A 14,215-nucleotide genomic window follows, 5' to 3' on the forward strand; every position below is an offset into this window, starting at 1 on the left:
CGACTGTCTCCCCAATAATGAGACTCTCACGAGTCGATTTCCTGCAGATTCGCGAACAGCAGGTCCTCATGCCGGGCCCGTAAAATCTCCTCATGTTTCCAGTTTCGGCTATCTCATTTCAAAATTTCAGGTAAAGCTAAATCTTTATGAAAGAAACACTTTACATCATTGATACGTTTTCTCTGGTATTTCAGGTTTTTCATGCTGTGCCGGCCATGACCAGTCCTGCGGGTCAACCGACCAATGCCATCTTTGGCATTACGCGGGACATTCTGAACATCATCAAGAGCCAGGCCCCCGACTACCTGATCTTCGCCATGGATTCCAGCGGACCGGGCACCCGGAATGATGTGTATCCCGAATATAAAGCGAATCGCACCGAGATGCCGGAAGACCTCCGGCCCCAGATTCCGCACATCATGGATGTCGTGCGGGGATTTCAGGTTCCGATTATCGAATGTCCGGGTTGGGAAGCTGATGACGTTTTTGCCACAATCGCCCGCCAGGCCCGGGAAAAAGGCCTCGATACGGTGATCGTCACCAACGACAAGGATGCCCGCCAGCTGATTAATGAAGCCGTACGACTCTACAACATTCGTAAAAACAAGTTCATGGACGCCCAGGCCGTCGAAGACGACTGGGGCGTGCGACCGGATCAGGTTATCGATTTCCAGTCACTCGTGGGAGACAGCGTCGACAATATCCCAGGTGTCCCCCTCGTCGGTCCCAAGAAGGCACAAACCCTGATCGAGCAGTTCGGCTCCCTGGAAGAGGTGCTCGCCAATGCAGATAAAGCCAAAGGCCCCAAACTGCAGCAGAACCTGAAAGAATTCGCCGACCAGGCCCGCATGTCCCGCGAGCTGGTAACACTGAATCAGAACCTGGACCTCAGCGTTGACTGGGAAGCCTCCCGCCTGACACATCCCGACCGGGAACGACTGCACGAGCTGTTCATGGATTTCGGCTTCCGTCGCTTCGCCGAGGAGATGAAAGAAGACTTCACCAAACCAGAGGAAGTCGAGCCCCAGGAACGCATCCGGGAGACCGTCGACACTGAAGCCGCCTTCGAGAAATTCGTGGCACTGCTCAAGGAACAGGATGAATTCTGCGTCGACCTGGAAACCACCGGACTGAAACCGGCCGAAGCTGAAATCGTCGGCTGGGCCATCAGCTGGGAAAAGCACAGCGGCTATTACATTCCCGTCGAAGGCCCTCCGGGGCAGCCGGCCCTCGATCCTCAACTGGTGCTCAGCCAGCTCAAACCACTGCTGGAAGACCCCGAGATTCAGATTACGAATCAGAACATCAAGTACGATATGGTCGTGCTGATGCGGGCCGGCGTCTTTCTGCAGGGCGTCAGTATCGATCCGATGGTCGCTTCCTACCTGCTCAATGCAGGCGAACGGGGACACAGCCTGGACAAGCTGTCCGAACGCTATCTGCAGCACACCATGATTCCCATTTCGGAACTGATTGGCTCTGGAAAACAGCAGAAAAAGATGTTCGAAGTCGAGATCAACAAGGTCGCTGAATACGCGGTCGAAGATGCTGAGATCGCCTGGCAACTCTCCCGGATTCTCAAGGATGAACTGCAGCAACACAACCTGTGGGACCTGTACTGGGACCTGGAACGTCCGCTGATTCCGATCCTCGCCGAGATGGAATTCACCGGCATCCGCGTCGACATCGATGAACTCAAGCAGCAGAGCCAGGCGCTGGACGAACGACTGATGACACTCATCGAAGAGATCCATTCACTGGCCGGCCATGAATTCAACATCGCCTCTCCGCTGCAGCTCCGCACGGTGCTGTTCGAAGAACTGAATCTGCCCGTCGTCAAGAAAACCAAAACCGGCCCCAGTACCGATCAGAGCGTATTGGAGAAGCTGGCTCCGTTACACGAGCTGCCTGCGAAAATCACCGAACACCGGCACCTCTCCAAGTTGAAGAGTACCTACCTCGATGCCCTGCCCGGGCTGGTCAATCCGGAAACCGGACGCATTCACGCGAGCTTCAACCAGGTGGTCGCCGCCACCGGTCGTCTGAGTTCCAGTGACCCGAATCTGCAGAACATCCCGATTCGCACACCGGAAGGGCGCCTGATACGCAAAGCTTTCATTCCTCAGGACGAAACCTGGCGGCTGCTCTGTGCGGACTATTCGCAGATCGAACTCCGCGTGCTGGCTCATCTCAGTCAGGACGAGGCCCTCAGCCAGGCCTTCCGGGAAGGAGCCGACATTCATACCGCGGTTGCCGCCGACATCTTCCGCGTCACCCTGGATGACGTCGACAGTGACATGCGGCGGACCGCCAAAGCAGTGAACTTCGGTGTGATTTACGGTCAGAGTCCCTTCGGTCTCTCCGAAGCGATCGGCATCCCTCAGAACGAAGCAGCCGGCTTCATCGACGATTACTTTGATCGTTACCAGGGTGTCCGGGAATTCCTGGACCAGATTCTGGAGGATTGTGCCAGTAAAAATTACGTCACGACCATCTGTGGCAGAAAACGTGAGATCCAGGGCGTGCGGGGCGGCGTCCAGAAACAGTTGAATATGCCCGAACGGACCGCCATCAATACCGTCATTCAGGGATCAGCCGCCGACCTGATCAAGCAGGCAATGATCAACGTCAGCCAGCGACTCAAAGACGAAGCACATCCCGGCCGGATGCTGATGCAGATTCATGACGAACTGGTCTTCGAAGTTCCGGTGGGCGAACTGGAATCACTGGGAGAAATTGTACAGTGCGAGATGGAATCAGCCATGGATCTGGAGGTGCCTCTGATCGTCGATATGTCGTCCGGACTGAACTGGCTGGAACAGACGTCTCTGGGAATTGACTGAGGCTTGATTCTTCGCAAAATCCAGCATTTTCCGGATCGTGGAGCCGACAAACTGTCACCCATCAAAAAGGGCTGATCCGGCAGTTCAACAGTCTTGTAAAGAAAGGATAAATTTTAAGCTGAAAACAGTGAACTTTCCTTTTTTTTGTTGACAACCAGTCAGGTATTGGTAACGATATTAATGCACGCCTATGTGTCTCATCTACCTGTTGCTAAGGGATTCAGCAATCATAAGCCTCCTGTGTGGTACGTTTCTGTTGCAAAGGAATGTGTAAGAAAACCATTTTCCACCATTGCAAGTTAGCACAACCACCTTGTGTCTTGTCATAAAGTCATCCCTACGATTTCTCTGATTGGAGGAATCGGATCAGGTAAAAGTGCAGTAGCCAAAACAGTAAATTCATTTCGACCGATCAGAGTCATCGATGCCGACAAGATCGGACACGAAGTACTTGATTTCCCCGAAGTTCAACAGAAAATACGAGCCCGTTTCGGGTCTGTGGTGTTCAATGAACAGGGGATAATAATACGTAAAGAACTCGCCAGACTCGTTTTTGGAGAAACAAAGCAACACCAGGAAGCATTAGACGCACTTGAAAAGATCGTCCATCCCGAGATTCATCGGAGGTTGGAACAGGAAATTGTGGCAGCCCGGTCTGAAGGACAGGTAGATGCCATCCTGGTAGACGCCGCCGTGATTCTGGAAGCGGGATGGCAAAAGCTGTGTGATCACATCGTTTTTATTGAGTGTCCCTTTGAGCAACGCCTGCACAGAGTGACTGAGAATCGAGGGTGGTCAGCAGCAGAATTAACCAAACGGGAGAATCAACAGTTGCCTCTCTCAGAAAAGCGTAAACTGGCAACCAGCGTGATTCACAATGATCAGGACCTGGAATCAGCAGGTCTTCAATTATCCAGATTCATCGATTCAATACTGCCAACAGAAAAAGAGACAATTCAATGATTTGAGGATATCCCATTCACATCCTCAGTCTGACACATATAATAATTTCGTCTTCAACCTGAGACAGCTGACTCGCCGCTGATTCAACCGAAACCAGTTGATGCCTTTTCAAATGTAACCTGACCTTTCCAGAGGTTCAAAATTCTTCGCGTTCAACCCATCTGCTTTACTCCCAGAAACTCCACTCGATTTCATCTCACTATTTAGCAATTCGGAAAGTATTTGATCATGGCCAAATCCATAAAACTTCAGACCTCTGAAAATGACGGGCTTGTGGCTTCAGAAAATATAGACGGGTTAGACTCGAACGGTAAAGCGGGCAAAACCGCGACGCGCGATCAGCGCGCGGATGCCATCTCCAAAGCGGCAGATGAACGCTACGAAAAAATCAAGCAGAGCGAAATCCACATCGCCGATCTGCAGCGACTGACCATGAAGGAACTCATGCAGCTCGCCAAGGAAGAAAACCTCACCGAATACACCGGGCTCAAAAAACAGGACCTGATCTTCAAGATCCTGAAAGAACGAACCAAGGTCAACGGACTCATGTTCGGCGAAGGAACTCTCGAGATCCTGCCGGACGGCTTCGGCTTCCTCCGCAGCCCCGATTACCACTACCTCCCCTGCCCGGACGACATTTACGTCTCGCCCAGTCAGATCCGACGCTTCGGATTACGCACCGGTGCGATCGTGGCAGGGCAGATTCGTCCGCCCAAAGAAAACGAACGTTACTTCGCACTGCTGCGAGTCGAAGCGGTCAACGGTTGTGACCCCGAAATCCTCACGACCAAAGTCTTCTTCGATGACCTGACCCCGCTGCACCCGAAAGAACGGCTCCGCCTCTCTTCACCTGCCGGCAACCTGAGCACGCGCATTGTCGATCTCGTGGCCCCCGTCGGTATGGGACAGCGTGGTCTGATCGTATCGCCTCCACGTGCCGGTAAAACGGTCATGCTGCAGGAGATGGCCAAGTGCGTTCTCGCCAGCCATCCCAGCGCGTACGTGTTCATCCTGCTGATTGACGAGCGACCGGAAGAGGTCACCGACATGGAACGACAGGTCGGCGGCGACCGCTGTGAAGTCGTCTCCAGTACATTCGACGAGCCGCCGAGCCGACACATTCAGGTTTCGGAAATGGTCATTGAAAAAGCCAAACGCATGGTGGAATACGGTGAAGACGTTGTCATCTTCCTGGATTCCATCACCCGCCTGGCCCGTGCCTGGAACACCGAAGTCCCGCACTCTGGTAAGATCCTCTCCGGTGGTGTAGACGCAAACGCGCTGCAGCACCCCAAACGGTTCTTCGGTGCTGCCCGTAACGTGGAAGAAGGGGGCAGCCTGACAATCGTTGCAACCGCCCTTGTCGATACCGGCAGCCGCATGGATGAAGTGATCTTCGAAGAATTCAAAGGGACCGGTAACACCGAACTGCACCTCGACCGTAGAATGGTCGAAAAGCGTATCTGGCCGGCAATCGATGTCAACAAGTCGGGTACCCGTCGCGAAGAACTGCTGATGGACGAAGAAGAACTCCGTCGCGTCTGGATCCTCAGACGGGTTCTCAACGATATGAATCCGGTTGATGCGATGGAACTGTTGACCAACCGGATGCGACGTTCTAAAACGAACGAAGAATTTCTGCTGAGCATGAACCTGGGATAATCAGCAATGCAAAGTAGTCTCAAAACAGACTGCTGACTCTCCCGGATCTGTCATTTTTATCCACCTGGCTATTTGAAATAACGACCTCGATGAACCACAAACTGATTGAAGGCAACCTGCTGGCCCGCGATGCGAACTATGCAATTGTTGTATCCCGCTGGAATGAACTGATTACCCGCCGTCTGCTGGATGGCGCACTGGAAACATTCCGTCGTCACGGTGGTTCCGAAGAGAAAATTTCTGTCTACTGGGTGCCTGGTTCCTTCGAGCTGCCGCTCGTCGCTGATAAACTGGCCAAAAGTGGACGCTTTCAGGCAGTCTGCTGCCTCGGCGCCGTCATTCAGGGCAGCACCATGCACCACGATTACATCAATCACCAGGTGGCTGCAGGTATTATGCGCAGCAGCCAGGAGAGCGGAATTCCCGTTCTGTTTGGTGTTTTAACCTGCGAAACAATGGAACAGGCCATGGACCGGGCCGGTGGAAAAGTCGGCAATAAAGGGAGTGAAGCCGCTCTGGCTGCTATTGAGATGGTCAATCTGTTAGACTCGATTGATCAGGATCAGCCATCCGCCTGATAATCAGGCCCTGATCCGCTTCCCCGGACAAACCGGATTTTTCTGTCTCCAGACTGTAGTTGTGATACCCCTATGTCTCTCCGAAAACAGGCACGACAGCTGGTCGTGCAAATGCTTTACCAGATCGACCTCAACTCTGACATCACTGCGGAAGAGATTCGCGCAATGATCGATGAGCATGGTCGCAGCAAAACAGTTCGCGCTTTCGCCTGGGAACTGTTTACCGGAGTGATGGAGTTCAAACAGCAGATCGACGCGGAAATCGTCCACGTTGCAGAGAACTGGTCCTTGAAGCGGATGGCGGTCACCGACCGTAACATCCTGAGACTGGGAACCTACGAGCTGCTGCATACCGACACGCCGTCCGCGGTCATTATCGACGAAGCCGTCGAACTGGCTCGTGAATTCGGCAGTGCTCAGTCATCCCAGTTCGTTAACGGGATCCTGGATAAGCTCGTCCCCGGACGACACGACGAAAATCGTGCCGCCCCTCCTCTGCCAACTGAGCCCGCTCCTCAACCACCGGTGGAAGAGGATCCTGAAGAAGAAGATCCTCCACTAAAGCCGGGCAGTCCCTGGGCTACTTAACGCCGAACCGGTGGGGCGTACGATCGTTCCAGCTGAAGTTCATATCAATCGCCACCTGCGACAGATGCAGCAGCAGATCGCGATCCACGTGCGGACAAGGCAGGTGCGGTGCAGCTTCTTGTGTGTTGGAACTGTCGAAGACCGGATCATCGCGCCAGTAAGAGTTGTACACCCGGATGTGATCGTAGAACAACCGTTCCCCTTCATTGGGGTCAGTCAGTTCCACGCCAGCCCCTGCAAACCGGGAACCATAGAACTTGCAGGCCGTCGAAAGCACATCGTGCACCAGGCGGGACTGAACCGGATGCAGCGGAGTCAGATGGTACGTTTTGCCATGATGCTTGGGATGCGTAATGATGTATGACATCACTGCGGAAACCCAGTCGACGGGAATCAGGTTCTTGGATTCATCCCCATTCAGCGTGAACCGGGAGCTGGCATACAGCAGGCCCGTTTCATCCCGGGACTGCATCTGCATCAGGGTGTGTCCCAGCTGCAGAGCGGCATAGAATCCGTGGAAGGTGTTCGTGAATCCGGTTTTGGAATCCCCAATAATGATCGCCGGACGGAAGACGGTCAGCGATTCAAACTGATCAGAGCCGCGAACCATCAGTTCTGCTTCGAGTTTGCTCCGTTCGTAATCGTTTCCTGATTCCTGCCCTACATCGACGTCGCTTTCCATGATCCGACCGGTTCGTAAACCACAGACATACGCGGTCGAAACGTGGGCAAACTTTTTGATGTCCGCGGTTTTACAGAACTCAAGCACTTTTTTCGCACCGCCCACATTGGAACGCCAGGGCTCACTTTCATGGCTGGTGCTGTAGAATGAGAGGCTGGCGGCGGAATGAATCATGTAATCCACATTCGCAGTGGCCCACTTCAGGTCCTCTTCGCTCAAACCCAGATTCTCTTCATTGATGTTGCCTTCCAGCACGACAGGTCGCGGCAGTTCACGGCCCAGCTGATCATCCCAGAAGCCCATGATCATGTCGATCCGCTGGTCTGCTGTCATCCGTCGGGTAGGTCGCACCAGCACCGCCAGCGGGACTCCCGCCATGGATAAATCTCGAATTAAGTATCTTCCCAGTAAGCCGGTGGCACCTGTGATCAGATGGTATCCCATTTTGATATCCGCTATGAACCTGTAGTTAAAAAAAGAAGTGCTGAATAGCTCTGTTTGTTATCTCTGTTTTCTGGCCGGTCCTATCCAGCTGGCATCGCTGCAGCACAGAAACGCTGCAGACCGGTCCCTCGCCGACACAGAAAAGATGCTGTTTTTCAGGCGAAAGTCAATGATAATGAACTGGCTTCATATATCAATCAACGGGTACGGAAAAGCGAAGAGATTGACCGACGAATTCAGGCAATTGCACTAAAAGGAACTATGCAACTGCTTTGTCTGACTGATCTTTCGCTCCCTGTTGCGACTGCTTGAGAAAATGCGGACTCCGAGGTCGGGACTCATCTGTCTCAGCACCACTGTCTTTGTGATCAGATCCATCCGGCTGGTCGACATTCCGTGGTCGCAGGGCCAGCAGACAGGGCAGCAGGATCAAATCTCCCACCAGTGCTGCTACCAGCAGTGAAGTCATCATATAGCCAAACCGCGCGGTCGGCACGAAGTTGCTGAGCGTTAATGCCAGCATACCGGCCCCGGTAATCACCGCAGCCGTAAAGATCGGTTCACCGGTCATCAGCAGAGAATCGCGGGAAGCCTGAGCCGAATTACGGGAAAGACGAAACTGCTCCTGGTATCGCACCAGGAAGTGGAACGTCCCGTCGACGGCGATGCCCAGTGCGATACTGGCGGTCATCATGATCCCGATGTCGATCGGAATCTGGTACCAGCCCAGGATGCCGAACACGATGCAGATCGGCGTCAGGTTGGGAACCATGGCCACCAGTCCCGCCTTGATGGAACGCAGCGAGACAATCATCACGATCGTAATGATCACAAACGCCATCGAAAAGCTTTCCCAGAACCCGGTAAAGATCTGGTTCTGAGCCCGTCTCAACAACGGAGCCACGCCGGTTAAAACGACCTGCGGGTCATTGATCATCGCCGACAGTTCATCGTAAATCTGATCCTGAGGCAGCTCTGCATCACTGCTGATACGAGCTGAGATCCGCCACAGCCGTTCCCCGTCAGAAACGAAGTCATTCTCTCCATGCTTCGACTGTGCCTTTGACAACAGCCGGGCTGTCTCGAACGGACTTTCGGGAAACTGATTCGGGAAGAAGCTCGCCAGCGACATGGTGTGTCTGACAGCAGGATGCTGCTGGATCACTTTTTCCAGCTCGCGGACACGCTCTACTTTTTCGATAAACGGCTTGTCGTCATCGCCAAAATCGACAATCGCTTCGACGGAATCGAGTTCGGTCAGATTCTCCTGAACCGCTCTCACATCCTGAATCACACGTCCTTCCGCGGGCAGAAAATCGAGTGGATCGATTTTTGTCTTGAGACTGAACAACCCTACGCCGGTAATCATCACCAGCACGATTGTCGCCAGCGACACACGTCCGGAATGATCGATCAACCAGTTGGCACATTTCTGGAAGTTCCAGCGGGATTCCGCGGCGTGGATGGTTTTCGGATCAATGGGCCAGATGGTCAACACCGCGGGAGTGAGCCCGAGTCCGGTAATCAGGGAGACGAACGTTCCCAGTGAGGCGGCATAGCCGAACTGGGTGACTGGTCCGATTTCGCTGATCGTCAGCGAATACAGGCCGATCGTCGTTGTCAGAGTCGCCAGAAAACAGGGTTTCCAGGCAATTTTGAGTGCGGAAGACAAGGGATCGGGTTGATCGATGCAGCTGGCGACATAGTGATGCACGTGAATCGAAATGGCGAGTGTGAATACCAGCACCATCACCGACAGGGCACCGAGAATGAAGTTCATCTCACCGCCGCCCAGGTAGATCAGAGCGGTGGTCAGGTTGATGGCCCAGATCGTCAGCCCCAGTGTGGCCAGTGTTTTCTTCCATTCGCGGAAGGAGTAATACAGGAGACACAGGCTGATCAGCAGTGTGATGATGAAAAACTTCTTATTGGATTTCTGACTGCCCAGGCGATCCAGTTCTGCAATCACCACCGGCGCTCCCGCCAGCTTGACCTCACGTCCGGTTAACTGGTTGTACTCCAGCTTTTCACGAATCCCGGCGACCGTTCCTGCCCGGTCTTTAATCCCCTCGTCTGAGAGTAATACCAGAATCCCGGCCATGTTATGCTGCTTGTTCATCAACAGACCGTCCAGACGACGGTTGACCTCTGCTGGTTCTACCTGGAATTCATTCAGAATATTTTTCAGTCGATCGGGGGTCCAGCACTCTCTGACTGAAGCTAAGGTTTCGATCCGCCCTGCGGTGCCTTCAATCAGTGCCGGCTGATCCAAACCCTTCTCTACCGCCACCAGAATGACTTCTTCTGCACCGAACTCCGCCTTGAAGCGATCGTAAACAATGCGAACATCCGAATCCTTGGGCAACCAGGTTTCGATATCATTGTTGGAAGGCAGCAGCTCTGCCATGAAGGCCAGAATCGGCAGCGTGCAGAACACACCCCAGATCAGGCAACGACTGTATTTTTGATAGAAAGATGAGATCATAAGATTTGGTAGATCAATCTGCTTTCGCTTGCTCGAGCCATTTCAAGTACTCACACCCCTGGTAATCAACATTATTCTGAACTCAGGATCCAGGCCCGGCTGAGTCATCAGTCAAATGATCGATTACTGAGACCACCCCAATTTCATATCGAACCGACTTGAAACAATGCGTCAAACGGTTTTTCCAAACGACAGGCGGTATAGCAGAATCAGCTGATTTCTTTCGTACGACTGTTATAACTCGTACCTTCAAGGGGTGAAATACCGTCACAACCGGTAGATTTGAAACAGCCGGTGCCATCATTCTGACTCACACAAAAGTCAGCGGTTACCCCGTTCGCAGGGACCGACTGTGGTGAGCTCAGTTATTCTCCTCAATTTACAGGCTCTCTGTTCCAGCAAACTCTGTAATCTGGCATGAAATCAGGCACTGTTCTCGATTTGTATTCTATATTTCTATATCAGTCAGAACTGAACCCACATACAAACTCGAAATACAGACTTCTAATCCGGGAGTAATTCAATGGAAGAAACGCCATGGAGCCGTCCTTCAATGGAGGACCTGAAACACGTACTGGCCAGCTTCGGTAATCAGGATGCCGTCAATGTCCGTGACGTGGATCGCCTGGAACTCTCCGTACCCGCAGAGATCAAAACTTCACGGGGGAATACCATTTCAGCCATGACTCGCGAAATCAGCCGTCAAGGACTCGGACTGCTGCACAAAGGGATGATCAATCCGGGCGAAGTAACTGTCAAACTGGCCAGCGAAACGCGTGAATTTGAATACCGCGTCAAGATCATGTGGTGCACGCCTTGCGATAACGGTATGTTCATCAGCGGTGGTGAATTTCTCACGAAACCGGAAAACTAAACAGACGCTGATACCAGATCCATCCAGAAGAGACCGCTCGCAGGAGAGGTCGACTGCTGCCCGCTTGCTGCCCCATAACTGAAGTACGTGATCAGTCCATCAGGAGGCAGAGGTTCCACGTCGCAGCAGAACGATGATGATCCCGGACAGCAGAAAGATGATCACCCCACCTGCGACCAGTAACAGGGTTGTCAGACTTCCCCAGCCGCTTTTGACTTCGGGGCGTTTCTGCTCTGCCAGATCCCATTCAATCTCATCCAGTTGCAGACTCGTCCCTGTCTGCCCTGCTTCCGCTTGCACTTCTTCCAGTTTCTGCTCGACAAAGGGAGATGGTTCCGCGCCACGATCCTGAATCCGCGAGCGAAACTTCACGGGTGCCGTCTGGGTACTGCGGTGGCGCCCCGTCTGTGACGTCTGATCACCGGGAACAGAAGGCAGTTTCGGTAACATCAGCTGAGGCCCCGGCCCAGCAGCAGGCTTCTGGTCCTGCTTTTCAACAGTCTGAGACGGTTGCACCGGAGCAGCCGCTGGTTTCGTCTCTTTCAGCTCAATCCGAGCTGGCGCTTCGACTGGTACTTCTTCCAGTTCCAGTTTGACAGACGGTTCCTGCGGTACGGGCTGTTCCCGTCGCTGGATCGGCTGTTCGATCGGCGGCAGTTCTTCGGGAGCCTCGAGAGTTGGTTCAAAACTCGGAGGTTCGAGAGAGAGACTTCCGGCGGAACTTTTCTGCCTGATGGGTTGTTGTGGCTGAACAGGAGTCGTCCCCATGTTACGAGGTACGATCAGAGGTAACTCATCACTCGCAGAACCGGGTGAAGTCGGTTGAACAGGACGCGTTTTCACCGGTTCAGGTTGCTGAGGAGGTGTAGCACGTCGTTTCAAGGGATGAACCCTTGAGGGACGGAAGTTGGGAACTTTCTGACCGCCATTAGACTGTACCTGCGGTTCTGAATGACCTGTCTGTTTCAATTCGGCTGGCTGCTGGGCTGACAGTTCTTCTTTGATCTGCTGCAGCAGCATCTGTGGAGAGACTTCATCCAGACCAAAGGCGACATGCCCGCGATAGCTGGTTTCCAGAGCCTGTTCCGCCAGGAACTGGGCGTATTCATAGTTCTTCTGTTTCAATTCACGCCGGGCACGCTCCATGATCGAACTGATCTGCAGTCTTCGCATTTCCTGTGACACATCTTCGAAGACGGGATTCGTCTGCTGCAGATCCCGCTCTAATTCCTGACCGAGTTGTTTCAGCTGAGGATCAGCTGACTGCTGCTGATCGGCCTGATCTAAATAGCGACTGAGCTCGTCCGATCGAAAAACATCATCTGCCGTTTGTTCGAAATTTGGTTCCTCTTGGGGAGGTTCCTGCGGTGTGACAGCTTTTTCCTGCGTAGTGGATTCCGGCTGCGAGGTTCCCGCCAGACGCCGAATCCCTTGTGAAAATTCCCTGCTGATCGAACCGGAAGCCTGTTGAATCCGTTCGGAGTTCTGCTGACAGGCGTCCATCAGCTTTGAGGGATATTTCCTGGCCGAAGCGATCAGTGATTTCGAGCGCCAGTCGTCAGTATCGGCAGGGCTGCGTTTGACCGGTTTGTTTTGAGCTGCTGCTTCTGCTTCCTGTCGCTGGCGTTCCGCATCCTCAAAAGCAGCCTGGCTGATTTTCACAGGCCCCGGTTGCATCGCCTCTGATTTGTGTTCCGCTTGAGCAATCTGCTGTTCCGGCACTGAGGTCGGCGCCCCCAGCTTCACACGGCCCGGCCTGTCTGGAACAGAAACTTTCTTTTTTTGCTCAAAAAAGTTAAAGCTGGAGCTGTTACTGGCTGTGATCAACGGGTTGTCTGATTTCTGATTCGACTGGGAGATCACGTCCGCAGGCTGGCGCAGACATCCCACGGTCAGATAACCGAAGAGTGCCAGCAATAAATAAACCGTTGTCAGTTTTCGTGTTAACAGACCGATCTTCACAACGAAAAATCCTGTTTCTGCATGCAGATATCGTTACGGGAACGAGATCTCTGCCTGGGTCGCGGGGAGCAGCCTCAATGGGGCGTTGAGGTGCAGGCGAGACATGACACAGGCGCGCAACAGCACCCGACACTTCGCCTGTTACCCTTTATCGACTGGGCGAAATTGATGGCATGAGAGGGTATTTCGGATTTTAGCAGTCTTTGAGAAAATCGTTCAGCGTTCGCATAAACCACGCAGGGTCTGCATGTTAATCTGATCCAGCGGCACGCCGTCTTCCTCATCCTTGGGAGTTTCCAGATACATCGGACGGTCCTGGAAATTCGGATCGTTGAGCAGATGCCGAAACGGTTCCAGTCCGAGAAAGCCCTTACCGATGTTTTCGTGACGGTCTTTACGACTGCCGAACTCACACTTGCTATCATTCAGATGGAAGGCCCGCACGCGATCGTAACCGATCACATTATCCAGTTCCTGCATGGTTGACTGGTATTCGTCTGCTTCGATCAGGGGATAGCCGGCCGCAAAGATATGACAGGTATCAACACAGATCCCCAGTCGCTCCCCTTCCTTGACCTGTTTCAGCAGATACGCCAGTTGTTCGAAGCGATGTCCCAGATTTGATCCCTGGCCGGCTGTGGTCTCCAGCCAGATCTGGGTCTGGAAGCCATCGGTCTTCTCGTGAATCTGATCGATGGCAGCCACGATCCGATCCAGCCCCTCTTCTTCGCTGGAAGTCACAAAACTGCCGGGGTGCATCACGGCCCCTTCCAGCCCGAGGGCTTCCGCTCGTTCCAGTTCCACAACGACGGCATCGATCGATTTGTTCCAGAGTTCATCTTTGGGACTGGCGAGATTAATCAGGTAGCTCATATGCGAACAGGGACGACTCACGCCCGTCGACTCCAGATGCTCCTGGAACAGAGCCACATCTTTATCCGTCAGAGGCTTGGCCCGCCACTGGTTGTTGTTCTTGGTGAAGATCTGCACGCAGTCCATTTCGAATTCAGCAGCCAGATCCACGGCTTTATAATATCCACCAGCAATCGACTGATGTGCTCCCAGTAATGGCATGATTCTCTTTCCGGAAAATATTGATGTTCTTCGCTGCGCCCGGTCTCAATTGCGGACGGG

General features: G+C 53.3%; 11 protein-coding genes. 7 read left to right on the forward strand and 4 right to left on the reverse strand.

Annotated features, from left to right (window positions below; genetic code table 11):
* The first annotated feature begins 146 nt into the window (after positions 1–146).
* The 5 genes from polA to nusB all read left to right on the forward strand — a co-directional run bounded on the left by polA (position 147) and on the right by nusB (position 6,634).
* Positions 147–2,843 (forward strand): DNA polymerase I, encoded by a 2,697-nt coding sequence (gene polA, locus RID21_RS00540; protein WP_350186671.1) that lies wholly within the window; start codon positions 147–149, stop codon positions 2,841–2,843.
* 315 nt (positions 2,844–3,158) lie between these two features.
* A complete protein-coding gene (gene coaE, locus RID21_RS00545; protein WP_350186672.1) occupies positions 3,159–3,806 on the forward strand; it encodes a dephospho-CoA kinase in 648 nt (215 codons plus the stop codon).
* 228 nt (positions 3,807–4,034) lie between these two features.
* Positions 4,035–5,468 (forward strand): transcription termination factor Rho, encoded by a 1,434-nt coding sequence (gene rho / locus RID21_RS00550; protein WP_145187891.1) that lies wholly within the window; start codon positions 4,035–4,037, stop codon positions 5,466–5,468.
* Positions 5,469–5,557: 89 nt separating this feature from the next.
* Positions 5,558–6,046 carry a 6,7-dimethyl-8-ribityllumazine synthase gene (gene ribH, locus RID21_RS00555; RefSeq protein ID WP_145042078.1) on the forward strand — a complete coding sequence of 163 codons (489 nt, stop codon included), beginning with the start codon at positions 5,558–5,560 and terminating at the stop codon, positions 6,044–6,046.
* A 72-nt stretch (positions 6,047–6,118) separates the two neighbouring features.
* Positions 6,119–6,634: a transcription antitermination factor NusB gene (gene nusB, locus RID21_RS00560; protein ID WP_145042079.1), complete on the forward strand. Its 516-nt coding sequence runs from the start codon at positions 6,119–6,121 to the stop codon at positions 6,632–6,634.
* Here nusB and RID21_RS00565 read toward each other — a convergent pair.
* Both RID21_RS00565 and RID21_RS00570 read right to left on the reverse strand, forming a co-directional pair.
* Entirely contained in the window at positions 6,627–7,760 is a 1,134-nt protein-coding gene (locus tag RID21_RS00565) for an SDR family oxidoreductase (protein WP_350186673.1), read from the reverse strand. The genes nusB and RID21_RS00565 overlap by 8 nt on opposite strands.
* Before the next feature lie 259 nt (positions 7,761–8,019).
* The gene (locus RID21_RS00570; protein WP_350186675.1) at positions 8,020–10,245 is read right to left on the reverse strand and encodes an efflux RND transporter permease subunit; all 2,226 of its coding nucleotides are present in this window, start codon (positions 10,243–10,245) and stop codon (positions 8,020–8,022) included.
* A gap of 523 nt (positions 10,246–10,768) precedes the next feature.
* Here RID21_RS00570 and RID21_RS00575 point away from each other — a divergent pair.
* Positions 10,769–11,119 carry a PilZ domain-containing protein gene (locus RID21_RS00575; RefSeq protein ID WP_145187900.1) on the forward strand — a complete coding sequence of 117 codons (351 nt, stop codon included), beginning with the start codon at positions 10,769–10,771 and terminating at the stop codon, positions 11,117–11,119.
* Positions 11,120–11,218: 99 nt separating this feature from the next.
* Here RID21_RS00575 and RID21_RS00580 read toward each other — a convergent pair whose 3' ends face one another.
* Positions 11,219–13,081 carry a hypothetical protein gene (locus RID21_RS00580; protein ID WP_350186676.1) on the reverse strand — a complete coding sequence of 621 codons (1,863 nt, stop codon included), beginning with the start codon at positions 13,079–13,081 and terminating at the stop codon, positions 11,219–11,221.
* 21 nt (positions 13,082–13,102) lie between these two features.
* Here RID21_RS00580 and RID21_RS00585 point away from each other — a divergent pair, with 21 nt between their 5' ends.
* Positions 13,103–13,258 (forward strand): hypothetical protein, encoded by a 156-nt coding sequence (locus tag RID21_RS00585; protein WP_197996696.1) that lies wholly within the window; start codon positions 13,103–13,105, stop codon positions 13,256–13,258.
* 39 nt (positions 13,259–13,297) lie between these two features.
* On the opposite strand, the gene RID21_RS00590 is transcribed toward RID21_RS00585, so the two are convergent.
* Positions 13,298–14,155, reverse strand: coding sequence for a deoxyribonuclease IV (locus RID21_RS00590; RefSeq protein WP_350186677.1), 858 nt, complete (start codon positions 14,153–14,155; stop codon positions 13,298–13,300).
* Positions 14,156–14,215: the final 60 nt, after the last annotated feature.

The sequence above is a fragment of the Gimesia sp. genome, assembly GCF_040219335.1.
In the GTDB taxonomy this organism is placed as follows: Bacteria; Planctomycetota; Planctomycetia; order Planctomycetales; family Planctomycetaceae; genus Gimesia.

Bases quoted from the DNA above. Each gene is read 5' to 3' on its own strand.
- polA (WP_350186671.1), top strand. From the start codon at position 147: ATGAAAGAAACACTTTACATCATTGATACGTTTTCTCTGGTATTTCAG.
- RID21_RS00585 (WP_197996696.1), top strand. From the start codon at position 13,103: ATGCAGATATCGTTACGGGAACGAGATCTCTGCCTGGGTCGCGGGGAG.
- RID21_RS00575 (WP_145187900.1), top strand. From the start codon at position 10,769: ATGGAAGAAACGCCATGGAGCCGTCCTTCAATGGAGGACCTGAAACAC.
- RID21_RS00570 (WP_350186675.1), bottom strand. From the start codon at position 10,245: ATGATCTCATCTTTCTATCAAAAATACAGTCGTTGCCTGATCTGGGGT.
- RID21_RS00590 (WP_350186677.1), bottom strand. From the start codon at position 14,155: ATGCCATTACTGGGAGCACATCAGTCGATTGCTGGTGGATATTATAAA.
- RID21_RS00565 (WP_350186673.1), bottom strand. From the start codon at position 7,760: ATGGGATACCATCTGATCACAGGTGCCACCGGCTTACTGGGAAGATAC.
- ribH (WP_145042078.1), top strand. From the start codon at position 5,558: ATGAACCACAAACTGATTGAAGGCAACCTGCTGGCCCGCGATGCGAAC.
- rho (WP_145187891.1), top strand. From the start codon at position 4,035: ATGGCCAAATCCATAAAACTTCAGACCTCTGAAAATGACGGGCTTGTG.
- nusB (WP_145042079.1), top strand. From the start codon at position 6,119: ATGTCTCTCCGAAAACAGGCACGACAGCTGGTCGTGCAAATGCTTTAC.